The organism is Streptomyces sp. NPDC031426, assembly GCF_055581585.1.
In genome coordinates, this window is record NZ_JBVIJE010000002.1 from 497,794 (window position 1) to 519,643 (window position 21,850).

Sequence of the window (21,850 nt, forward strand, 5' to 3'; positions counted from 1 at the left end):
GGGCGATCGACCCGGGCACCCTCGAACTGACGCCCTGGGACACGGCCGTCCAGGCCTGGGCCCGCTCCTACCGCGCCGCGTTCGCCGCGCACCCCCGGACGATCCCCCTGCCTATGACCTCGCCGGTGCGCGCACCGCGGGTGCTGGAGCAGTACGAGCGTGCGGTGAGCCTTCTTCTCGACGCCGGCTTCGACCGGGCCGAGATCATGCCGCTGATCATCGCCCTGGAGAACCTGGTGCTCGGCTCCGCCCTCGATCTCGCCGCACCGGAGACGATGTGGGAGCTGACGGACCGCATACCCACCCCGCATCTCGCGGAGGCGCTCGCCGCCGTGGGCGAGGGCCGGGCCGACCGCGCCTTCGAGGTGGGGCTGGCCGCCTTCATGAACCATGCGCGCGCACTCCTGAAGGACGCAGGCCGCTGACCGGCGAGCCGGGGGCCGCTCGGACCGGGCTCAGCGGTGACCGTCTGTACGGGTTTCCCAGTACCGCCAGTAACATGATCAGCTTTGTTCCGGGTTACCAGTCAGTCAACTTGGCGCGGTCCCTGGACGCGCCCTGCCCGGAGATGTCCATGTCTTCTCTCAACGACGCGTTGGAAAACGCGCGCCTCACCTATGAGCAGCACGTGCGGACCTGTCGTCAGTGCCATGCCGACGGCGCGGCCTGTGCCGTCGCCAAGCATCTCCTGCGGATCTACAACAACGCACGCAGGGACCATCTGCGGTCGGGCGGACGGCACAACGCGACGGACTGACCGACGTCAGGCCCCGTACACCGAGCGGACGTTGGCGCGCGGCGGCGGGGCGTGCCGGGCCGCGGGGCCCTTCGCGAAGGTGCGCAGGAGGTTCTCCGTGGTGCGGGTCACGAAGGCGCGGGTACGGGCGTCCATGCCGTGGTCACGCCCCAGCATGCCGGTCCCGGCCACCAAGCCCTCCACCCAGCGCATGGTGCCGCTCGCGAACACACCGGCGCCACTGGAGGCCGTGTAGTACGCCGTGTCGCTGTGGCTGGCCCGCCCGCCGCAGACCAGCGGGGAGTGCGCGATGATCTCCAGCGGCTCCGGGGTGGGAGCGCCGGGGGTGATCCGGTCGTACTCCACACCGACGAGATGGGCGAAGGCGTCGCCGGAGCGTGCGCCGGTGCCCTCGTACAGCCAGTGGTCGGCGGCCCCGACGACATAGGGGGCGTCGACCGGATAGCCCTCGTAGAGCACGCCGGTCAGGGAGGACTCCGGATCCGCGGCGGGCGGGAGACGGTAGTCGGTGGTCACCAGGGCCGGCTGCGAGCCGAAGCAGGGGTCGGCGCGGTAGGCCGTCTTGTAGCAGACCACCGTACGGTTGTCCGCACCCTCCCCGGCCTCCAGCCGGACCCGGCGGAAGCAGGTGTTCGCGCCGAGGAAAGCGAGGTTCGTACCGGCGTCCCGGGCGGCGGTCACATGGGCCCGCTGCTCCGGCGTCCAGTACTCGTCGTGGCCCAGGCAGACGACGGCGTGCGCGCCACGCAGCACCGCGGGATCCCGGTGCACGTCCATGCCCGTGGTGTAGGCGAGCGGGATGCCGAGCCGCTCGGCCAGCACCACCAGCGCCCACTCGTACACCTGGAACTTCTCGGCGCCCTCACCGTCGTAGGGGCGGTCGAAGCTCACCGCGAGCGAGCGGGTGGCATAGGCTCCGGACGCGCCGTTGTAGAGGCTGCTGCCGCCCCAGCGGTTGTACGCCTGCCAGGTGGCCGGGGCGTGCAGCAGGACCGTACGGCCCGTGCCGTCGGTGGAGCGGACGATCAGCGGAACGTACCGCTGGTGGCCGGTGTCCGCCTCCAGCCGCAGCAGATAGGCGCCCTCCGGCCAGCCCGAGGTGTCCACCGGCAGCGTCACCGGCCAGTCGGCGAGCACCGTGCGGGTGGCGGACAGCACGCGCGGCGCCGGCTGGGCGCGGCCGGGTATGCGCCCGGACGCCCAAATCCTGCGGGCCTGCTTGCCGCCGTACCAGCCGACCCGGAACGCCGAGACCCGGAACGCGGCGGCGGTGGTGGACACATGCAGTCCGAACTGCTCGCCCGGGATCACACTCACCCGGTCCGTGTAGCCGGCCACCGCGTCCGGCGGGCCGGTGGAGGCCAGACGCCAGTCGGCGGTGCCCGGGGCGTCCCGCTCCGCCTCGGGCCGCAGCCGCCCGGCCGGAGCCCTGGTGGAGTGCGGATGCGGCGGGGCCGCCGTGCACGCGGCGGCCATGCCCAGGCCCAGCCCCGCGGACAGGACGAGGAAACGCCGGCGGCCGAGGCCGTCCGACGGCGTGGTGTCGTGCGCCGGAGCCACTGCACCTCCCGGATGTGTGTCGGCTCCAGCGTTCCGGCGCCCGCGCGACCTGCGCAACCCGCGAGAGTCGCGGGAACACCGGTCGGCAGGCCACGCGAGCGCGTCCGGCCGGGCCGGCGGATATACGGCCGAACGGGTGATGCCGTGGGTGCGGTCAGGTGCGGAAGCCGATGTGCACGTGGTCGTGATGGGTGGCGTCGCTGAAGAACTGACCGGCACTGCCGCCCGACAGCAGCACCGGACCGCCCACGTTGTACGACCCGGCGGCCGCCGCGTCCCGCATGAACCGCTCGACCAGGCTCCGGGGGGTCGCCGGATCGACGACCGCGTGGCCGTCGATCCGCCACACGTCGAAGGCCCGGCCCCGCGGATGGTCACTGGGCCGGCCGGTGCCGAACACGTTCAGCGGATGCCCGGACCGGACGACGCTCACCTCCAGCCGGTACGTCCGCGCCAGCGCGAGCATCGCCTTCGCCACACTGGTGTGCACCTGACCACTGCGCAGGTCGGCCACGGCGGCGGGCGGCAGCACGATCCGGTCGTCGGACAGCACGCTCCGGATGTCCGGCGCAGGCGACCGGGCGGCCGGCCCCGGGTGCGCCGGATGCAGGGCGTCGACCGTCCAGCCGGATCCCGACCGGGAGAGGCGCACGTCGACCGTCGTCCCGCCGGCGCTCACCGTGCCGGCGCGCCGGGTCCACTGCCGGCACACCACCAGCACGCTGGCCGACCGGGACAGGATCCCGCCGTACTGGGCGTCCACTACCTGCAGCGCCGCCTGGTCGGCCGTCGGCAGCAGCGGCCCGGCCTGGCCGGCCAGTGCCGTCGGCAGGCCGAGCGCCGCGACCCTGGCCCGTGCCGCCGCCGCGCCGCCGTGCCCGCCGGCCCAGGCGCCGATCGCCTCCACCAGCTGCACGGCGCGCAGTTTCGCGGCGGGTTGGACCTCGGCGGACGTGGGCCGCCAAGGGGTGGTGCGCGGCAGGGCGGGGGAGGGTGACGGCGATCCGGTGCCGGTCGAGGACCGCTGGGACGGGTGTGCGGCAGTGGGCGTATGGGACGGGTGTGCGGCCGGCGCCCTACGGCCGGAACAGCCCGCAGCGCCGAGCGCGGCACCGGCGAGGGCCGCCAGCACGGTACGGCGGCCGGGCGGGGGAGCGGCGGGCACACGAGTCCGGGTCATACGGCCCAGTGTCGCGCGGCACGGGGGCGGCGAGTGTGAACGGGCACGGGCGTCGACTCGCGCTGTCGGCCCGCCGAGGGAGGCGATAGCGTCCTGGGCATGCCTGACGGTCCTGACGTGTCGGTGATGCTGCGACACGGGCTGCGAACCCGCTCCCGGGCCTGGGACTTCGTGCGCTGGTTCGCCGACGCATGGATGGGGTGCCGGCTGCGAGGGGAAGACGGTTGTGCCGAGGACGAGTTGGCGGCTGCGGAGGCTGATCTGGGCTTCGAGCTCCCGGCTGCCTTGCGTGAGGGTTTCGCGCTCTTCGGCCGGCGGGACGACCTGACCCGGCGGCAGGATCCCCTGGTGCCGCCGTCGGGGCTCTACGTCGATGATGCCCTGAACCGTGTCCTGGTCTTCCGGCGGGAGAACCAGGACTGCGCGTACTGGGGGATTCCCCTGGACCAGATCGAGCAGCCGGATCCGCCGGTGGTGGTGGAATCGCGGGAGGGATGGATGCCGTTCCTCGATCGGATGTCCCTGGCCTGGGTGGAACTCGTGCTGAGCGAGTCGCTCTTCGGGGCGGAGGCGGACAGCCTGTACGACGCCTGCGAGCTCCCGGACGCGCTGCTGCCGAACCTCCGCGCCCGCTATGCGCGGGTGGACCTGCCCGACCATCCCATGTGGGCGAGCGCGGACGACTCGCCGGTGCGCTGGTACGCGGCGCCCGGGCGGCTGGTGCGCCGGGACGGCATCGGGGACCGGTCCTGGATCCACGCGCGTGGGCGTACGGCTGCCGATCTCGAAACGATTCGCGCAGAGCTGCCCGGTCCGTGGGTCCGCTGACCGCGCGCTCGTCGACGATGCGAACCGGTTCGGTACGCAGGTCCCGGAACGGGAGCTCTCGCGCTCTCACGCCCGGGCCCACCGACGCGCTATGAGAACGGTGGGTCGTCGAAGATCCCCAGCAGCGACTTGGAGCTCTGCTCGGCGCCGGGGTTGGTGCCCGACGGGTCGGGGAACGTGCGGCCCCAGGACGCGGCGCGGCCCAGGATGCTCAGGCGCCAGGCGAGACGGGCGGCACGGCGCAGGTCCGCGGACGTGCGGCCGGCGCCCGTCCAGGGCTCCAGGTAGGCGTCGAGGAGCCGCGCCAGGACCTGCGGCCCGTACCGTGCGCAAGCCTTCTCGGCGGGGACCCGCAGGCTGCAGAACGGATGCGAGACGACCGCGTCGCCCCAGTCGAAGAAGGTGAACCGGCCCGGCGCCGGACGGAACAGCTGGCCGTCGTGCAGGTCCGCGTGGTCGAGGGTGTCCTCGACGCCGAGGGAGGCGAGTTCGGCGCACCAGTCGGTGAGCCGGGGTCGCAGCCGCTCCAGCCGCTCGCGTGCCTCCCGGGGCAACGCGGTGCTCCGCGTGAGCAGTTCGTCGAAGGTCTCGGGCAGGTCGGGGGTCCGTGTGGCGGGCACCCCGAGCTGTTCGATCTCCCGCGCGTGCGGAGTGAGGGTCCGCTGCAGGCACGCGTACTGGCGCAGCAGTTCCTCCCAGGTCCGCGGCTCGACCGGCTCCCGGGCGAGCACATCGCGGAACAGCTCTCCTCCGTCGGGCAGCAGGACCCAGGCACGCTCGGCGTCGACGGCCAGCGGCCGGAGCACATGCTCCGGCACCCAGCGGGCCAGTGCGGCGGTCAACGGCCCCTCGAAGGCGCTGGCCGGTGGATTCGCCTTGAACCAGACGGCCTCCCGCTCCTGGACGGGCACCCTCACCAGCACGGACCACGGCCGCAGCCGCACCCGCAACTCACCGCTTGCCCGCAGGCCGTGCGCGGCGAGCTGCTCCGCCACCCAGTCGAGGGCCGAGGCCCGCCACGGTTCCTGCTCCCAGGGAGTCGGCGCGTACTGGTGGTTGCTCCGGTCCACGACGATCGAAAACTCTCGTAGCACCGTGCCATCTCAACATCACGGCCGCCGAGCCCGCCACCCATTTCGGCAGGTGACGCGCCGCACGGCGCCATCGGACGCGAACGCGTCCCCGGTCACCGACCGGGGGCGCGTCGCTGTGAGCGGGACCGCGGGATCAGGCCTGCTGCTTGCGGCGCAGCGTCAGGTACGTGCCGGTCGCACCCGCGGCCAGCAGGGCGCCCACGCCGAGACCGACCGGGAGGGTCGGGAAGCCGGAGGCGTCCGTCGTCGCGGCCGTGTTCTGCATCGCCGGGCCCGGGGTGATGCTGGTGGACACCGGAGCGACGTGCTCGATCGGGCCGACGTGCTGGACCGAGCCGTCGGAGTTCAGCAGCACCTGCTTGTTGTTCGGGTGCCGGAAGTCGAACATGCCCGCGAGGGAGCCGGCCGTGGCGTCGAAGGAGTGGTCGCCGACGCGGCCGGTGCGCCAGTTGTCCTCGATGAACCGGGTGATGGACGCCTGGTTCGTCAGGCTGTGGTCGACCTTGTTGACCTTGCTGTACGGGGAGATGACGAGCAGCGGCTGGCGGGTGCCGGGGCCGCAGCGGTCGGCGTAACCGCCGGACGCCTTCGGGCCCTCCTGGCAGGCCGGGCTGTCCGTGGCCTTGCCGTTGGAGCCGAGCGAGGTGTCCGTGGAGCCGTTGCGCGGGGCGACGTAGGCGTGGTCGTACCAGCCGTCGGAGTCGTCGTAGGCGACCACGATCGCGGTGGACTTCCACTGCGGCGAGCTCTGGATCGCGTTGATCTGGTTCACCAGGAAGTGCTGCTCGTCGGTCGGGTCGGAGTAGCCGGCGTGGCCGTCCTGGTACTCACCGGCCTTGACGAAGCTGACGGCCGGCAGCTTGCCCGCCTTCAGCGCGGCGGAGAAGTCGGTCAGGTCGTAGTTGTGGTTGGCCTGACCGTTGTGGCCGATCTCGGAGACGCTCTTCGGCGCGAGGTGGTGCGGGTTCGCCGTCGACTTGTAGTACGAGAACGGGTTGTGGTGCGGGCTGTAGTCCGTCACGGCGGCGCCGCCCAGGTTGGTGTGGGTGGTGTCGCACTTGGCGTAGGAGCCGGACGTGCCGTTCCACGCGGTCGACGGGCGGAAGCCGCCCTGGAACCAGCCCCAGCTGACCTTCTTGGCGTTGAGCAGGTCACCGACGTTCTTGCCCTGCAGCGAGGCCAGCGCGTTGGTGCTGGTGTGGTCCTTGTCGGAGCAGTCGTCGTAGGCCGGGTCGGGGTCGTTGATGACCGTGCCCACGCCCTTGGCGTCGGGGGACTTCACCGTGTAGGCGTCGGGCGTCGACGTCTGCTTCGGGTTCTCCGTACCGCTGGACGGGTCCATGGAGATCACGCCGTGCGTCTGACCGGAGATCAGGTTCAGCGCGCCCGGCGTGGAGGGGCCGTAGACGGAGCTGAAGTTGCGGTCGGACAGGGAGTAGTGCTGGGCGTAGTTCCACAGCGCGGTGACGGTGTTGCCGTCGTAGTAGTCCATGACCAGGCCGGGCTCGCCGAACAGGCCGCCGCTGCACTTGTCGACCTCGGTGTTCTGCACGTACTGGTCGGCCTTGCCGCCGTTCGCGGCGTACTGCTCGGCGCCGTAGTTGTGGTTCTGGTCGCAGGTCATCGCCTGGGACGGGGACAGTCGCTTCGGCGCGTACTGGTTCGGGTTCTTCGTCAGCAGCCCGGCGTGCGCGAGGGTGTCGATGTCCTTCGGGGTGTTCTTCGACGCGGTGAACTTCGTGCCGTCGGTGTTGGCGGCCTTCGGGTACGTGGCGAAGTAGTGGTCGAAGGAGATGTTCTCGTCGAAGAGCACGACGACGTGCTTGATCGGCGTCGCGGTCGAGGAGTGCCCGCCCGGCGCCGCGGCGGGCGCCGCCGCCCAGCCGGGCGCGTTGCTGCCGAGCACGGTGAGCGCCGCGGCTCCCGCGAGTGCGCCCAGGCTCCGCATCGCGGCTCGTCTTCCTCTGCTGGCCATGGTGGTTAACCCCTCCGGACAGAACGTCTGTGCGTCGTACGAGCAGGGATGCTGCGCCCGTTGCGGGGCGCGTCGGCGGAGCCATGATGGCGCGCGGGTGAACACCGAGTCAGGGATGCTAGGGCAAAACTTGACTGTGTATTGACCCATCCGGCAGGCCGAGTTGTCCGGACAGGTTCAGCCGAACAGGGCGCGTCCGTACCAGTCCTGGGCGTCCCGTACGCCGGGCAGCGCGAAGAAGTAGCCGCCGCCGAACGGGCTGATGTAGTCGGTGAGCGGTTCGCCCGCCAGCCGGTGCTGCACCGTCTCGAACTGCCGCTTCAGGTCCTGCTGGTAGCAGGAGAACAGCAGGCCCATGTCGAGGTTGCCGTTGGCGTCCATGCCCCGGTCGTAGTTGTACGCGCGGCGCAGCAGGCGCTGGTCGGCGGTGGCCGGGGTGCGCGGGTTGGCGAGCCGTATGTGCGCGTCCAGCGGGATGACGTCACCCTTGGGGTCGTCGGCGTACTTCGGCGTGTCGTGCTCGTGGTCGCCGTCCAGGGGCGCGCCGGAGGAGCGTGCGCGGCCGAACATCCGCTCCTGCTCGCTGAGCGAGACCCGGTCCCAGAACTCCACCAGCATCCGGATCAGCCGTACGACCTGGTAGCTGCCGCCGACCGCCCAGTCCGGCTCGCCCATGCCCTTGCCCACCCACACCAGGCGGTCCATCTCGCGGGTACTGGTGGCGTCCGGGTTCGCGGTGCCGTCCTTGAACCCCATCAGGTTGCGCGGGGTGCCGGAGGGCCGGGGCGGGCTGGAGAAGCCGTCCAGGCGCCAGCGGACCTGCGCGGCGCCCCGGGTGTGCCGGGCGATGTCGCGCAGGGCGTGCAGGGCGGTGTCCGGTTCGTCGGCGTGCAGTTGGAGGCTGAGGTCGCCGTGGCACCAGTCGGGCTGGAGGTCGTCGTCGGGGAAGGCGGGCATGGCGGTCAGCCGCCGGGGCCGGAGGGCGGCCAGCCCGAACCGGTCGTCGAAGAGCGAGGCGCCGACGCCGACGGTGACGGCCAGTCGACCGGCAGGCAGCCGGTCGCCGAGGACGCCCGAGTCGGCGGGCGGGGCGGTGATGCCCACCGGGGACGGCGTACCGCCCGAGGTGAGGAAGCGGGCCCGGTCGGTGAGCGTGCGCAGCAGGTCGGTGAGTTCGGCCCGGTTCTCGGCGGTCACGTCGAGGGAGGCGAACACGCAACAGCGGCGCGGCGTCGCGATGGCCGAGGCCTGGTGGACACCGTGGAAGGGGGCGACGGACGCCGTCGCGGCTGCCGGTGCCGCCGCCGGGGCGGCGGCACCGGTGGCGAGCCCGGCACCGGCCAGCGCGGCACCGCGCAGGAAGCCGCGCCGGCCCAGGCCGTCGGGTCGTTCGGCGGTGACTGGAGGGTCGCTCACACGGTCCTCCGCGGGTCGCACAGGGTGGCCACCGACGCCAGGCGCTCGACCAGGTCGCCGAGCACCGCGTTCACATCCTCGCGCTGGGTGCGGGTGAGACGGTCCAGCGGGGTCCAGGATCCGCCGTGACGGAACCCGTCGAGGGTGTGCTGGGCGCGGTCCAACTCCTTCTGGAGTTCCGGAAGTGCGGCGTACCGGGTGGCCAGCAGGGGCCTCAGCCGGGACAGCACCTCGCGGGTGCCGTCGAGGTTGGCGCGGGCCGTGGCGAGGTTGCTGCCGCTGCCGTAGTCGGTGCGGCCGGTCAGCTCGAACTGCACGGTGTTCTCCAGGATCTCGTGCGCGCGCAGCCCCAGCTGGGCGGGGTCCATACGGGTCTGCGACCAGTTGTCCCGCAGTCCGGTCACCGCCTTCACCAGCGCCGTCGCCGGGGCGCGCAGCCCGTCGGCCGGCTCACCGTGCCACAGCCCGTACTCGACACGGTGGAACCCGGCGAAGCCCTTGTCGTGCACCCCGCCCGGCAGGCCGGCGTCGGTGCCGTTGACCGCCGCGTCGGCGCCCCCGAAGGCGTCGTACGCCGCGCCCAGCCGCTCGTACTTCAGATGCGCCGGCAGCCAGGCCGATCGGGCGGCGGCGAGGTCGCCCCGGTCGATCGCGTCCTTGAGCTTCGTCGTCAGCCGGACGACCTCCCCCAGCCCGGTGCCGATCCACTTCTGGTAGGAGAGGGTGGGCGGGATCAGGTCGTGCTCCGAGACCGGCGCGGCGCCCGGGCCGCGCTGTCCGCCGGTGATGTGCACGGTGGGGCCGGTGACGGCGTCGGCGTCGTCGGGCACGCACTTGAAGGCGTACGTCCCCTGGCCGAGCCGGACCGTCAACTGTCGTGTCGTACCGGGCCCGATGCCCTCCACCTCGCCGTACACCAGCCGGCTGGCCGGGTCCTCCAGGTAGACCTCGGCGGCGCCGTCGGAGGAGTTGTACAGGTCGAAGGTGCGCACCCCGGGCTCGGGCCGGGTCCAGCCGCGGCCGCAGTGGCTCTCCGACACGTCGATGACGACGTGCCCCGACGGGGCGCCGGCGGTCCCGCCGTGGGGCCGGCCGCCGAGCGAGTGCGCCACCAGCGTGCCCGCGAGGGCCGCGGCGAGGGCGACGAACACGGCGGGCGCCGTCCGGAGACGAGCGGACCGCGTGCCGAGGCGAGGCAACGGCATGGCGAGCCTTTCCGGGACGACGTAGTACGCAGCGGCCTCATGGTAGGCACCCCTCCGGATCCGAACAGTCGTCCCAGTACTTCGATGACCAAGATTTCCCCCGGGGTTCACCGGCGGTTGGCCGGACACGGCCGTACCGCCACGACATCGGGCGGCCGGCCGGTCACCTTCACCGACCCCGGTGTCGCTCGCGGCCTGATCGCCTTCCCGGAGAGCCCGTTCAGCGCACCGGGAAACCGAAGGAGTAGCCCTGCTGCTTGAGCCACGGCAGCAGGGTGCGCAGCGCGGCCACCGTCTGCGAGCGGTCGCCGCCCGCGTCGTGGAAGAGGATCGTCGGCCCGTTCGTCAGCTCCCGCTGGACGGTGGCGACGATGGCGCCCGTGCCCGGCCGCTCGAAGTCCTTGGAGTCCACGTTCCAGCCGAGCGGACGCATGCCGTGCGCGGCCGCCAGATGCCGGCTGTACGGGGTGAAGGCGCCGCCCGGAGCCCGGTAGTACACCGGCCGTACCCCGCCGGACGCCTGGGTGATCTGCTGCTGGGCCTCCAGGATCTGCTGCGACTGGTAGGCCTCGGACTTCTTGTCCATCGTCGTGTCGTGCGACACCGTGTGGTCGCACAGCCGGTGCCCGGCCGCCACCACCTGCCGGACCAGCTCCGGGTGTGCCTGGGCCTGCGGGCCGATCATGCAGAACGTCGCCTTCACGCCGTTCTCGCGCAGCACTTGGAGCACCTGCGGGGTCCAGACCGGGTCCGGGCCGTCGTCGATGGTGATGTTGACCGCGTGCTCGCCCGCCTCCGAGGCATGGGCGATCTCGGCGGACACGGTCACCGTCCGTGGCGCGGCGTGCCGGGCCGGGGCAGCCGCACCGGCCGAACCGCCGTCCGGCTGGCCCGCCTGCGCGCTCCACACCGACGTGGCGGCCGCCACCGCGGTGACCCCGACCGCCGCCGCAAGCATCCGGCCGTACCAACCCCGCCCATTGTGCCGCGACATGCCCCGCCCCGTTCCGTGCCGTGTCCCTGTGCTCTTGTGCACCCGTGTTCCGTGCATCTGTCAGGACGGCCGGGGTTGATCGCGGGATCCGGCTGTTACCGATCACGGACAATTCCGGGGCGCTTCCGCGACAGATGCCACCCATGACCAACGGCGGCGGAGCGGTGAAGGACACCGCGGAGAGCGCAGTACCGCGTCCTACGACAGACGCAGTACGACGGCTCGGGCCCGAAGGGCGGGGTGATCCGGACGCCACGCATGTCGTGGATCAGCCGTTACGGGCGCCCGGGAGGGCGCTGGGGTGCCCGGATGGCCCTCTATCCGGAGACCGAACCGTACGCGCACGGCATGCTCGACGTGGGCGACGGCAACCACGTCTACTGGGAGACCTGCGGCAACCCCTACGGCAAGCCCGCCGCGTTCCGGTCCCAGGTGGCCGGCGGTGAGCGCGACGGCAACCTCGCCGCCGCCTGCAGCCGGCTGCTCGAATCACCCGACCCCGAGGTGCGGGAACGGGCCGCGCGGGCCTGGACCGACTGGGAGACCGCCACGATCCCGGCGCCACCGCGTTCCGTCGCCCGTTACGAGGACCCGGTCTTCCGCATGGACTTCGCCCGCACCGTCACGCACTACTGGGGCAACGACCACTTCCTCGGCGAGGGCGACGACGAAGGAGTGGTGCTGCGCGACGCCCACCTGCTCAAGGGCGTCCCCGGGACCCTCGTCCAGGAAAGCCTCGACTTCGGCAATCTCCTCGGCATCGTGTGGCGCCCCCAACATGCCCGGCCCGACAGCAAGTTGGTGATCGTGGACGACACCGGCCACAATGCCGGTGCGCCCGGCGTGGCGGAGGCGCTGGTAGCGGCAACCGACCGGTACGCGGCCCGCGGCCAGCCGCCGAAGGGGCGCGGCCGCGGGGCGGCTGCGTCAGGCCGGCCGGTCGGCGGAAGCCCGCCCCGCACGGGGCGCCGTACCGGCCCGAACAGGAGTCGGCCCCTGCGGAGAGGAGTGTCCGATGACGACCACACCACCCCGACTGGTTCCGCTGCTGGACCAGTTCGACTTCGCGGGGGAGCGGCTGCTGCGCCGGCTGGCCGGGCCGCTCATGGACAGCGGCGACGGCGGGCAGACCAGGGTCGAGCCCATGACCGACGACGAGTACTTCTGGGAACCGGTGCCGGGCTGCTGGTCGGTCAGACGACGCGCCGACGGGCCGGGACCACGGGCGGCCTTCCTGGCCGGCGGCGGCCCGTGGGGGCGGGACGCCGCGCCGTACCCGCACCCCTGGCCACCGCCCGTCACGACCCTGGCCTGGCGGCTGAGCCACCTCACCGAGACGCTGTCCCTGCGCGCCGACCACACCGTCGGCAGCCGCTCGGCGACCCGGGAGAACCACCCGGTCAGCGGGGACGCCGCCGGCGCGGTCGCGGCCTTCGAGACCGGCGCCGCCGCCTGGCGCCAGGCACTGCTGAGCGTCGACGACGCGGCGCTGGACACGGTCGGGTACTGCACCTATCCGTACGGCAGCGACGCGGAGGAGCCCTTCCTCGACATCGTGTGGTGGGTCAACCAGGAAGTGCTGCACCACGGAGCCGAGATCGCCCTGCTCCGCGACCTCTACCGGGCGCACCGGCGCACCTGACGGCCGCGTCGGCTCACTCCGCGGCCAGGGCCATTCGTACGATCGCCGCGGCCGCCGTGCCCGCGGTCCGCACCGGTTCGGTGCTGCGCGCGGCCCGCCCCAGCATGAAGGCGCCCTCCAGCAGGGCGATGACCGAGCTCGCCGTCTCCCGGGCGGCGGGCTCGCGCATGCCGCCTTGGGCGTAGTAGGCGGCGAGGTGGTCGATCCAGCTGTCGAAGACCTCCGAAGTGGCCCGCCGCAGCGTGTCGTTGGTGCCGGCGACCTCCATGGCGACCGTCGCGATGGGACAGGGGTCGGCGAAGTCCAGCTCGGCGAGGGTGTCGGCCGCGGCGGCGAAGGCGTCGGCGGTGGCTGCCACCCGGTCCTCGTACGGCTCCATGAGCGTGGTGATCAGGTCCAGATACGCGGCCCCCGAGGTGCGGATCACCTCCTCGCCCAACTGGGCCTTCCCGCCGGGGAAGAAGTGGTAGATCGAGCCGAAGGGCGCCTCGGCGGCCTCGGCGATCTGCTTCATCCCGGTGCCGGTGTAGCCCGAACGCCGGAACAGCTCGGTGCCCGCGTGCACGATGCGCTGGCGGGTCTCATGCGTGCTGATGGCCTTGCCGTCGCTCACGGTGGCACCTCCGGGAAGCCGCTGTTGCCAAAGGGCGGTCGGCGCCTATTCTGTCACTAGAACGATCTATCTAGAGCCACTGTCGGGGCGGCCGACCGAAAGCGGAGGCACGGGCATGCCGGAGATCGAGCTGAGCGCGGGAACCATCGACTACCAGGACACCGGAGGTGACGGGCCCGTCGTGGTCCTCGCCCACGGCCTCGGCTTCGACGACTCGGTCTGGGCCGACGTCGTCTCCGCCCTGCGCCCCGACTTCCGTGTCGTGGTCCCCGTGCTGCCCCTGGGCAGCCACCGGCGCCCCATGCGGCCGGACGCGGATCTCTCCGCGCACGGCATCGCCCGGCTGCTGGCGGAGTTCATGGACCGCCTGGACCTGCCGGACGTCACCCTCGTCCAGAACGACACCGGCACGGCCCAACTCCTCGTCGGCGTACGGGACGAACGGCTCGCCCGGCTCGTCCTGACCTCCTGCGAGGCGCTGGACAACTACCCGCCCGGCATCCAGGGCCGCATCCTGAACGCGGCCTGCCGGATCCCCGGTGGAATCTTCCTCCTCCTGCAGTCCTTCCGCTTCCCCTTCCTTGCCCGCATGCAGACCTCGCTCGGCGGCATGGCCAGGAAGCGGCTCCCGAAGGAACTCATCGCCCGCTGGTACGGCCCTTTGCTGACGAACCGTCACATCCGCCGTGACTTCGCCAAGTTCCTGCGTACGACACGGAAGGACTGCTACCTGGAAGCGGCCCGCAACCTCCCGAAGTTCACCCGTCCGGCACTGGTCGCCTGGGGCGCCGAGGACCGCATGATGCCGCCCGCGACGGGCCGCCGCCTGGCCGAACTGCTGCCGGACGCCCGCTATGTGGAGATCCCCGACGCACGCACCCTGGTCCAGCTGGACAATCCGGTGGCGCTCACGGAGGAGATCCGCCGTTTCGTCAAGGACAACCCCCTGCCCAATGAAGGCTGACTCCGCGGGCCGGCGAGGACACGGGGTCGCCGGCCCAGGAGGTCACGCGTCCAGTGAGACGTACAGGCGTGTGCCGCCGGGCCGGAAGCCGACCCTCTCGTACACACGGCGGGAGCCCTCGCCCGAGTACTCCAGCCACACGGATCGCGCTCCCCGCCCGAACATGGTCCCGGCCAGGGTCGCGGTGACCGCGGCGGCGATGCCCCGCCCCCGGTACGCGGGAAGCGTGCCCACACCCGCCAGCTCCGCCGTGCCCTCGGCGGGCGCCGAGCAGAGCGCGCCCCCGGCGCAGCCTCCGCCGGGAGCGCGGACGAACCGGACGGCTCCGCCGCCCTCCGCGGTGCGCCGCAACCGTGCCGCGCCCTCCGGGGACGGGGCCCACTCGCCGCCGAAGGCTTCGGACAGTGCGACATCGATCGCGGTGTAGTCCGCGTCCGTGACCGGTGCCGCCACCTCGACCGGGCCCGCCGAGCCAGGGCCGGAGCGGGGCATGGTCAGCATGGCGGGGGTGCAGACCAGGTATTCGTGGACCGCCTCCGTGCCGAAACCGGCCCGGAGCAGCGCGGGTTCCACGGCGGGGGCGGAGTCCGGGGCGAACTCCAGCCGGGGCTTGAGCCCGCGCTCACGGAACGCGGCGATCAGGTCGGCGACGTCCCGGTCGGTGGGCTCGGCGCCGGGGAAGGGAGCGGCGTAGTTGACGTACGGGCTGGTCGTCGAGGGATCGAACCCCACGACGAAACCGCCGACTTCACGCGCCGCCGGGCGGCGCAGGAGATGGGCGACGGTAAAACTCTGGACATCGGTGCGCACGATGAAGACCTCATGGTGTGGGCCGGCACAAGGACATGACCTCTGCGAGGAGGCGGGCGGTGTGCTGGACACCGCGTCGTCGGGCCGCCGTGAGGAGACGCGAAAGGCGCTGCGCGGGGCTGCCGTCGGGCAGGCGGCTCAGTACCGGCGGCGGCCGCTGGGGGACGCCGGAACCATGGACCTCAGTCCTTCATGACGAGTGGTCGGATGCGCTTTCGAACTCGTTGGATCTTGTCACGGCTACGAGTGCATGACAAGTAGGGCTTTTCCCAGTGGAGTGATCACGGAACGAAGGGCGGAGAGGGCAGGATTCGAACCTGCGTGGGCCCCCTGAGGGGCCCGACCTCGAGTCGAGCTCGCCGGTCCCCGATCAACCACTCCGGGCACCTCTCCTCGTTCCCGGCTTCGCAGTCCCGCGCCGCCGTTCACAAGGAATACGGTGCCGTATCCCGCTGACACGGGCCTGACACGCCCCGGCGCGCCCCCGCCCTGGCGCCTCAGCGGCTCGAACGCTGGGCGGCCACGATCGCGTTGACCGTCGGCTCGGCCCCGGCCAGCCGCTGCACCCGCTCCGCGAGCCCCGGGAACTGCGACGCGACCTTGGTGAGGAACCGCAGCTCCGGCGGCGCCACGTTGACCTCGGCGAGATCGCGTTCGATCGCCCGCGCCACGCCCTTGCAGACCTGCGCCGGCGAGACGGTACGCACACCGCCGGGTGTCGCCGAGCCGGTCTTGGCGAACATGCCCAGGTCGCGTACGAAACCCGGCTGGACGATCGAGACGCCGACGCCCGTGCCGTGCAGATCCTGGCGGAAGGCCAGCGAGAAGCCGCGCAGCCCGAACTTCGTCGCGTTGTACAGGGACGAGGACCTGGTGGCGGCCATGCCGGACAGCGACCCGACGAAGCAGATGTGGCCGCGCCCGGCGGCCACCATGCCGGGGGCGAGCAGCCGGGCGAGGATCGCCGGGGCCCGGAGGTTCACGGCCAGGGCCCGGTCGATCTGCTCCGGCGTGTAGTCGAGGACGTCGCCGCTGGACGGCAGGGCCGCGTTCGCGATCAGGATGTCCGTGCCGGCGGCCTCCTCGGCCAGCCGCCGCACATCGTCGGACTCGGCCAGATCGGCCGCGATCGTGCGGGCGCCGTAACGAGCGGCGAGGGGTTCGAGCGCCTCCAGCCGGCGACCGGTGAGCACGAGACGGGCGCCGCGGGCGGACAGATCGGCGGCGAGGGCGCCGCCGATGCCGCCGGTGACACCGGTGAGCAGAACGGTTGACCCGGCAATGTGCACGACTACCACCCTTCGATCCTGTTCGTTCGAACGAACGATAGGGAGATCGGGCAGCCCTGTCCACCGCCTGGGCAATCCGGTGATGGAAGAATGCGGGCCATGTCGCACGCCGCCCCTTCCGCCCCGATGCGCCAGCGCATCATCACCGCCGTCCTGCAGATCATCGGCGAGGACGGAGTCGCGGCCGTCACGAACCGGCGGATCGCCAAGGAAGCGGGTGTGTCCCTCGGTTCGGTCACCTACCACTTCGAGACCCAGCACGAGCTGCTGCGGGAAAGCCTGCTGTACTTCGTGCGGGAGGAGACACGGCACTTCACCGAACTGGCCGACCAGTGCCAGACGGAGGGCCTGGACGTCGAGGACGCGGCGTCGCTGGCGGGCCAGGTGGCCTGCGGCTCGGCGCTGGACAGCGCCCATCCGGCGCCGTTCGAGCTGTACCTCCAGGCCGGTCGTGACGAGCGCCTGCGCACGGCGGCGGCCGAGGCCTTCCGGGCCTACGACCTGCTCGCCGCCCGGATCCTCACCGCGCTGGGCGTCCCCGACGCGGACCGCCTGGCCGCCACGACGGTCGCCCTGGTGATGGGCCTGCAACTGCGGCGCCTGGCCACGGGCAGCCCCGAGGACGACCTGGTCGACGCCCTCCTGCTGCTCGTGCGCGGGTCCGCCGACCGGCCGGCCACGGCCACTCCGGGAGAGCCGACGGCGCAGTAGGGCGCCGGCTGAACCCCAACTCCCTTGGAAGGGCGTGGCCTACAGCGCCCGGGCGATGAGCAGGGCCACGTCGTCGTGGTCGTCGGGGTGGCGCAGGCCGTGCAGCAGGACGTCGCAGGTCTCCTCCAGCGGCCGGTGCGGCTCGTCGAGGAGGTCCAGCAGGGCGTTCAGCCGGTCGTCGATGGCGTGCTGACGGGTCTCCACGAGACCGTCGGTGTAGAGGACCAGCACATCACCGGGGCGCAGGGTGATCGTCGTGGTCTCGAACCGGACATCGCCGACGCCGAGCGGTGCCGCGGGTGGCAGCTCCAGAAGCCTCGGCGCGTCGCCGGGCCGCGAGAGCGCGGGCGGCATGTGCCCGGCGTTGGCGACGCAGCACCGCCCGGTGCCGGGGTCGTACACCGCGTACAGGCAGGTGACGATGTAGTGCTCCAGATCGCAGGTGATCTTGTCCAGGTGCTGGAGCACCGCGCCGGGCTCGAGGTCGAGATCGGCGTAGGCGCAGGTGGCGGTGCGCAGCCGGCCCATGGTGGCGGCCGCGTCGATGCCGTTGCCCATGACGTCACCCACCACCAGCGCCGTCTTCTCGTCGCTCAGCGGGATGACGTCGTACCAGTCGCCGCCGACCTCGCTGGTGGCCTGCGCGGGCTGGTAGCGGGAGGCGAGCTCCAGGCCCGTGTGGTGCGCCGCGTGCTCGGGCAGCAGACTGCGCTGCAGGGTGAGCGCGGTGTTGCGGACGCTCTGGAACCAGCGGGCGTTGTCGATGGCCACGGCGGCCCGCCCGGCGAGTTCGCCGGCCAGGACGACATCGTCGTCGTCGAACGGCGCCGGATTGTCGGTCCGCTTGAGATCGAGGGCGCCGAGCACCTCGCCGTGGGCGATCAGCGGCACGGCCAGATACGAGTGGACCCCGGCCTCGGCGAGCAGGGTGCCGCCCTCGGCGTCCCGGGCGATGCGTGGCAGATCCTGCGGCCCGACATGACGTACGAGAACCGGCCGCCCGGTGTGGACGCACAGAGTGACCAGGCGGTCCCCGTCGTAACAGGCGACGTTGCCCGGAGGGTCGGCCGCGTGCAGCGCGACCGTGGGGTGGGCCGCCTTCAGGGCGAGGGCACGGAACAGCTCCGGGCCGTTGTCCGGCCGGCGCATACGACGGCAGGACAGGGCGGAGTCGAGGACGTCCACGGCGACCACGTCGGCCAGCGCCGGCGCCGCGATCTCCGCCAGTTCACGGGCGGTCTGCTCCACGTCCAGCGTGGTGCCGACCCGCGCGGAGGCCTCCGCGATCAGTGCCAGGCGCCGCCGCGCCCGGTCGGCCTCCGCGGCCGCGCGGTGCCGCTCGGTGACGTCCACGACCGAGACGGCCGCGCCCAGCACCCGGCCGCCCGGATCCTCCAGCCGGTAGAAGGACAGGGACCACGCGTGCTCCTGGCCGGTGTCGGCCGGTGCACGGCCGACGTGGTACTGGTCCAGCAGGGGCGTTCCGGTGGTGAGCACCTGGCGCAGCGCGGACTCGACCGTGTCGACGTCCGGGAAGGGCAGGGTCTCCCGCAGATGGCGGCCGATGTGGTCCTCGGCGGGAGTGCCGTCGATCCGCTCCAGCGCCGGGTTGACCAGGAGGTAGCGCAGATCCGGGTCCAGCAGGGCCAGACCGATGGGGGACTGGTTGATCAGCCGCTCGCACAGGGCCAGGTCGGTCTCGACGCGCTGGAGGAGGGTGTGGTCGGCCGCGATGCCCAGGGCGTAGACGTCCCCGAGGTCGTCCAGCAGCCGCATGGTCCGGAACTCGGTCAGCCGGCTGCTGCCGTCCTTGTGCCGGACCGGGAACGCGCCGGCCCAGCCCCGGCCGGTCTCCAGCACCTCGGCGAACAGACTCACCACGGCCTGCAGATGCTCCGGGTGCACCAGCAGGCGCGCCGCGGACTTGCCGAGTGCCTCCTTCGCGGAGTAGCCGAAGAGGTCCTCGGCCTGCGGGGTCCAGAAGACGATACGGCCACGGGTGTCCAGGGCCACCGCGGCCACGCTCAGCACGTCCAGCAGTCCGGTCGGCCGGGGCGTCTCGTCGCCGTGTCCCTCGTGGCCGGCTTCCAAGGAGTCCACTGCCATGCCGGTTCACCTCCGCCGGCCGGGCGGGCACGCGCATGCTGACGGCCCGCGCATGCTGACGGCCGTTGCTTCCATGGTCCCTCCGGTCCCGGCCCCGCCCCAACCGTACGGCGCCGCATCCGGGTGGACGCCGCATCTCCCGCTTATCCCTGCACACCGGCGGACAAACAGGCTCATAGTGGTGTAAGGGTGGAACTGATGGAATCTGCGCCAGAGGGCTTCGACGCAGCCACGCCGCAGGGACCGGGTGATCTCTTCGACGCGTCCACCGACGCGGCCGCGGTGATATCGGAACACGGCGTCGTGGTCGGCTGGACCCACAGTGCCGAAGCGTTTCTCGGCCACGGGGCACGGGACGTCGTGGGCGCCTCCGCCGCGCGCCTGCTCGCCATGCCCGAGGATCCCGTACGGCTTGCCGGTGTCGTCGAGCGGTGCCGCGCCGGAAACGGCTGGAGCGGGCAGATCACCGTACGGCACCGCGACGGCCGCAGCCTCGACATCCAGCTGCGGGTCTCGGCCTCGTTCCGTGTCGGCGACACCGAGTGCTTCCTGCTGTCGGCCCGCGAACAGCGGCAGCGGTGGCCCATGGGCCAGTCGGTGCTGGACGGGTTCCTGACCCGCTCACCGATCGGCATGGCCGTCATGGACACCGACCTGCGCGACGTCTGGCTGAACGACACCCTGGAACGGCTCGGCGGCGTCCCCCGGGACGCGCGGCTCGGACGCCGGCTCAGCGAACTGCTGCCCGGGCTGCAGGCGGAGGCCCTGGAGAGCCTGATGCGCAAGGTGATCGCGACGGGCCTGCCGGTGACCGACTACGAGTACGTGGGCTGGAGCTGGGCCGACCCGCACCGCCAGCACGCCTACTCGACATCCTTCTTCCCCCTGGTCGACACCGACGACACCATCACCGGCGTCTGCTACATGGTCCAGGACGTCACCGAGCGGTGGACCGCCCGGCAGCTGCTGACCATGGTCAACGAGGCCGGCACCAGCATCGGCACCACACTCGACGTGATGCGGACCGCCCAGGAGCTCGCCGACTTCGCCGTCCCCCGCTTCGCGGACTTCGTCGTCGTCGACCTGCTGGAACCCGTGCTCAGCACCGAGGGCCACGGGGCGTGGCTGACCGACGCGGGACCCGCGCCCGCCAAGGCCGTGATGCGCCGGGCGGCGCAGCGCTCGGTGCGCGAGGGCACGCCCGAGGCCGTCGTCCGGATCGGCGACCGCGTCGAGTTCATCCTGCCGCCCCAACACGGTCACCCGCTCCTCGACGGCGAGCCCCTGCTCATCCCGGTCCTCGACCCCTCCGAGGAACTGTGGGTCGTACGGGACCCGGAGCGCAGGGAACGCATGCGCGCGTACGGCATGCACTCGCTCATCGCCGTGCCGATGCGGGCCCGGAACACCGTCCTCGGGCTCGCCACGTTCGTCCGGTCGCTCAACCCCGTCGCCTTCGGGCCCGACGACGTCCTGCTGGCCCGGGAACTGGTGGCACGCGCGGCGGTGTGCGTGGACAACGCCCGCCGCTACACCCGGGAGCACGCGGCGGCGATCACCCTGCAGCGCAGCCTGCTGCCGCCGGCCCTGACCGGCGGCACCGCGCTGGAGGTGGCTTCCTCGTATCTGCCGGCGGACCCCTCCGGTGGCGTCGGCGGCGACTGGTTCGACGTGATCCCGCTGTCCGGCGCACGGGTGGGCCTCGTCATCGGCGATGTGGTGGGCCACGGCATCGGCGCGGCGGCGAGCATGGGCCGGCTGCGCACCGCGGTGCAGACCCTCGCCGCCATGGAGATGCCTCCCGACGACCTGCTCGCCCATCTCGACGACCTGGTGCTCCGGCTGAGCGACGAGGAGGCGGCCGCCGGCACCTCCGCCCGCAGCACCTTCATCGGCGCGACGTGTCTCTACGCCGTCTACGACCCGGTCAGCAGACGGTGCACTATGGCTCGGGCCGGTCACCCGCCGCCCGTCGTCGTGGCCCCGGACGGACACGCCTACTTCCCGGAGATCCCCGCCGGACCCCCGCTCGGTCTGGGCGGCATGGCCTTCGAGGCCACCGAGATCGAACTGGCCGAGGACAGCCTCTTCGGCCTCTACACCAACGGTCTCATCGTGGGCTGCGACCACGACGTGGAGCGGGGCATGTCCCGGCTCGGAGAGGTCCTCGCCCACACCGGGGACGACCTGGACACGCTGTGCGCGTCCGTCGTACGGCAGCTCGTGCCCGTGCCCCAGGCCGACGACATCGCCCTGCTCCTGACCCGCACCCACACCCTGGGAGCCGACCACGTCGCCTGGTGGGAGGTACCCCCCGACCCGGCAGCCGTCGGCACCCTCCGCGCCCTCGCCACCCGCCAGGTCGAGCAGTGGGGCCTCGGCGAACTGGCCATGACGACCGAACTCGTCGTGAGCGAACTCGTCACCAACGCCATCCGCTACGCCGCGACGCCCATACGGCTACGCCTGCTCCGCGACGCCCGCCTCACCTGCGAGGTCTCCGACGGCAGCAGTACGGCCCCCCGGCTCAGGCACGCCAGGAGCACGGACGAAGGCGGCCGCGGGCTCTTCCTGGTGGCCCAGCTCGCCCAGCGCTGGGGCGCCCGGTACACCGGCGAAGGGAAGATCATCTGGGCCGATCAGGAGATCCCTGACCCGGATTTGCCTTGGAGCGGACTCCAACATCCAGACTGACCGTGACGACAC

Annotated in this window: 17 protein-coding genes and 3 pseudogenes; 8 read left to right on the plus strand and 12 right to left on the minus strand. The window is 72.3% G+C overall.

What is annotated here, in order from left to right:
• Positions 1 to 2 precede the first annotated feature (2 nt).
• Together ACZ5NH_RS05105 and ACZ5NH_RS05110 are read left to right on the plus strand one after the other, a co-directional pair.
• A pseudogene (locus ACZ5NH_RS05105) lies at positions 3 to 425 on the plus strand (TetR/AcrR family transcriptional regulator C-terminal domain-containing protein); the annotation flags it as partial.
• 149 nt (positions 426 to 574) lie between these two features.
• Positions 575 to 757 carry a hypothetical protein gene (locus ACZ5NH_RS05110; RefSeq protein WP_450982066.1) on the plus strand — a complete coding sequence of 61 codons (183 nt, stop codon included), beginning with the start codon at positions 575 to 577 and terminating at the stop codon, positions 755 to 757.
• Between the two features lie 6 nt (positions 758 to 763).
• On the opposite strand, the gene ACZ5NH_RS05115 is transcribed toward ACZ5NH_RS05110, so the two are convergent.
• Complete coding sequence (locus ACZ5NH_RS05115) at positions 764 to 2,233, minus strand: N,N-dimethylformamidase beta subunit family domain-containing protein (RefSeq protein ID WP_468773093.1); 1,470 nt, start codon at positions 2,231 to 2,233, stop codon at positions 764 to 766.
• A gap of 238 nt (positions 2,234 to 2,471) precedes the next feature.
• Positions 2,472 to 3,497, minus strand: a complete 1,026-nt coding sequence (locus tag ACZ5NH_RS05120) for a hypothetical protein (protein ID WP_468773018.1) — start codon at positions 3,495 to 3,497, stop codon at positions 2,472 to 2,474.
• A gap of 99 nt (positions 3,498 to 3,596) precedes the next feature.
• Between ACZ5NH_RS05120 and ACZ5NH_RS05125 the strand changes: the two genes are divergently transcribed.
• The gene (locus ACZ5NH_RS05125) at positions 3,597 to 4,325 is read left to right on the plus strand and encodes an SMI1/KNR4 family protein (RefSeq protein WP_468773019.1); all 729 of its coding nucleotides are present in this window, start codon (positions 3,597 to 3,599) and stop codon (positions 4,323 to 4,325) included.
• A gap of 89 nt (positions 4,326 to 4,414) precedes the next feature.
• On the opposite strand, the gene ACZ5NH_RS05130 is transcribed toward ACZ5NH_RS05125, so the two are convergent.
• The 5 genes from ACZ5NH_RS05130 to ACZ5NH_RS05150 all read right to left on the minus strand — a co-directional run bounded on the left by ACZ5NH_RS05130 (position 4,415) and on the right by ACZ5NH_RS05150 (position 11,009).
• Positions 4,415 to 5,419, minus strand: a complete 1,005-nt coding sequence (locus tag ACZ5NH_RS05130) for a phosphotransferase (RefSeq protein ID WP_468773020.1) — start codon at positions 5,417 to 5,419, stop codon at positions 4,415 to 4,417.
• Positions 5,420 to 5,552: 133 nt separating this feature from the next.
• Positions 5,553 to 7,394 carry a phospholipase C gene (locus ACZ5NH_RS05135; protein WP_468773021.1) on the minus strand — a complete coding sequence of 614 codons (1,842 nt, stop codon included), beginning with the start codon at positions 7,392 to 7,394 and terminating at the stop codon, positions 5,553 to 5,555.
• Positions 7,395 to 7,571: 177 nt separating this feature from the next.
• Complete coding sequence (gene efeB / locus ACZ5NH_RS05140; protein ID WP_468773022.1) at positions 7,572 to 8,810, minus strand: iron uptake transporter deferrochelatase/peroxidase subunit; 1,239 nt, start codon at positions 8,808 to 8,810, stop codon at positions 7,572 to 7,574.
• Positions 8,807 to 10,015, minus strand: a complete 1,209-nt coding sequence (locus tag ACZ5NH_RS05145) for an EfeM/EfeO family lipoprotein (protein ID WP_468773023.1) — start codon at positions 10,013 to 10,015, stop codon at positions 8,807 to 8,809. Before ACZ5NH_RS05145 ends, efeB begins: the two co-directional genes overlap by 4 nt.
• 220 nt (positions 10,016 to 10,235) lie before the next feature.
• On the minus strand, positions 10,236 to 11,009 hold the full coding sequence (locus tag ACZ5NH_RS05150) for a polysaccharide deacetylase family protein (RefSeq protein ID WP_468773024.1): 774 nt from the start codon (positions 11,007 to 11,009) through the stop codon (positions 10,236 to 10,238).
• Positions 11,010 to 11,318: 309 nt separating this feature from the next.
• Between ACZ5NH_RS05150 and ACZ5NH_RS05155 the strand changes: the two are divergent.
• Positions 11,319 to 11,900, plus strand: a pseudogene (locus ACZ5NH_RS05155) (alpha/beta hydrolase family protein); the annotation flags it as partial.
• Between the two features lie 124 nt (positions 11,901 to 12,024).
• Complete coding sequence (locus ACZ5NH_RS05160; RefSeq protein ID WP_468773025.1) at positions 12,025 to 12,651, plus strand: DinB family protein; 627 nt, start codon at positions 12,025 to 12,027, stop codon at positions 12,649 to 12,651.
• A gap of 13 nt (positions 12,652 to 12,664) precedes the next feature.
• Here the strand turns inward: ACZ5NH_RS05160 and ACZ5NH_RS05165 are convergent, their stop codons facing one another.
• Positions 12,665 to 13,264 carry a TetR/AcrR family transcriptional regulator gene (locus ACZ5NH_RS05165; RefSeq protein WP_468773026.1) on the minus strand — a complete coding sequence of 200 codons (600 nt, stop codon included), beginning with the start codon at positions 13,262 to 13,264 and terminating at the stop codon, positions 12,665 to 12,667.
• 115 nt (positions 13,265 to 13,379) lie between these two features.
• Between ACZ5NH_RS05165 and ACZ5NH_RS05170 the strand changes: the two genes are divergently transcribed.
• Positions 13,380 to 14,228 carry an alpha/beta fold hydrolase gene (locus ACZ5NH_RS05170; RefSeq protein WP_468773027.1) on the plus strand — a complete coding sequence of 283 codons (849 nt, stop codon included), beginning with the start codon at positions 13,380 to 13,382 and terminating at the stop codon, positions 14,226 to 14,228.
• A gap of 42 nt (positions 14,229 to 14,270) precedes the next feature.
• On the opposite strand, the gene ACZ5NH_RS05175 is transcribed toward ACZ5NH_RS05170, so the two are convergent.
• The 3 genes and pseudogenes from ACZ5NH_RS05175 to ACZ5NH_RS05185 form a co-directional block, all read right to left on the minus strand.
• Positions 14,271 to 15,038, minus strand: a complete 768-nt coding sequence (locus ACZ5NH_RS05175; protein ID WP_468773028.1) for a GNAT family N-acetyltransferase — start codon at positions 15,036 to 15,038, stop codon at positions 14,271 to 14,273.
• A 296-nt stretch (positions 15,039 to 15,334) separates the two neighbouring features.
• Positions 15,335 to 15,431, minus strand: a pseudogene (locus ACZ5NH_RS05180).
• Between the two features lie 104 nt (positions 15,432 to 15,535).
• Positions 15,536 to 16,327: an SDR family NAD(P)-dependent oxidoreductase gene (locus ACZ5NH_RS05185; protein ID WP_468773029.1), complete on the minus strand. Its 792-nt coding sequence runs from the start codon at positions 16,325 to 16,327 to the stop codon at positions 15,536 to 15,538.
• Positions 16,328 to 16,426: 99 nt separating this feature from the next.
• Between ACZ5NH_RS05185 and ACZ5NH_RS05190 the strand changes: the two genes are divergently transcribed.
• A complete protein-coding gene (locus tag ACZ5NH_RS05190; protein WP_388636371.1) occupies positions 16,427 to 17,038 on the plus strand; it encodes a TetR/AcrR family transcriptional regulator in 612 nt (203 codons plus the stop codon).
• A gap of 39 nt (positions 17,039 to 17,077) precedes the next feature.
• On the opposite strand, the gene ACZ5NH_RS05195 is transcribed toward ACZ5NH_RS05190, so the two are convergent.
• Positions 17,078 to 19,144 (minus strand): SpoIIE family protein phosphatase, encoded by a 2,067-nt coding sequence (locus ACZ5NH_RS05195; protein WP_468773030.1) that lies wholly within the window; start codon positions 19,142 to 19,144, stop codon positions 17,078 to 17,080.
• 198 nt (positions 19,145 to 19,342) lie between these two features.
• Between ACZ5NH_RS05195 and ACZ5NH_RS05200 the strand changes: the two genes are divergently transcribed.
• The gene (locus ACZ5NH_RS05200) at positions 19,343 to 21,838 is read left to right on the plus strand and encodes a SpoIIE family protein phosphatase (protein WP_468773031.1); all 2,496 of its coding nucleotides are present in this window, start codon (positions 19,343 to 19,345) and stop codon (positions 21,836 to 21,838) included.
• The last annotated feature ends 12 nt before the right edge of the window (positions 21,839 to 21,850 follow it).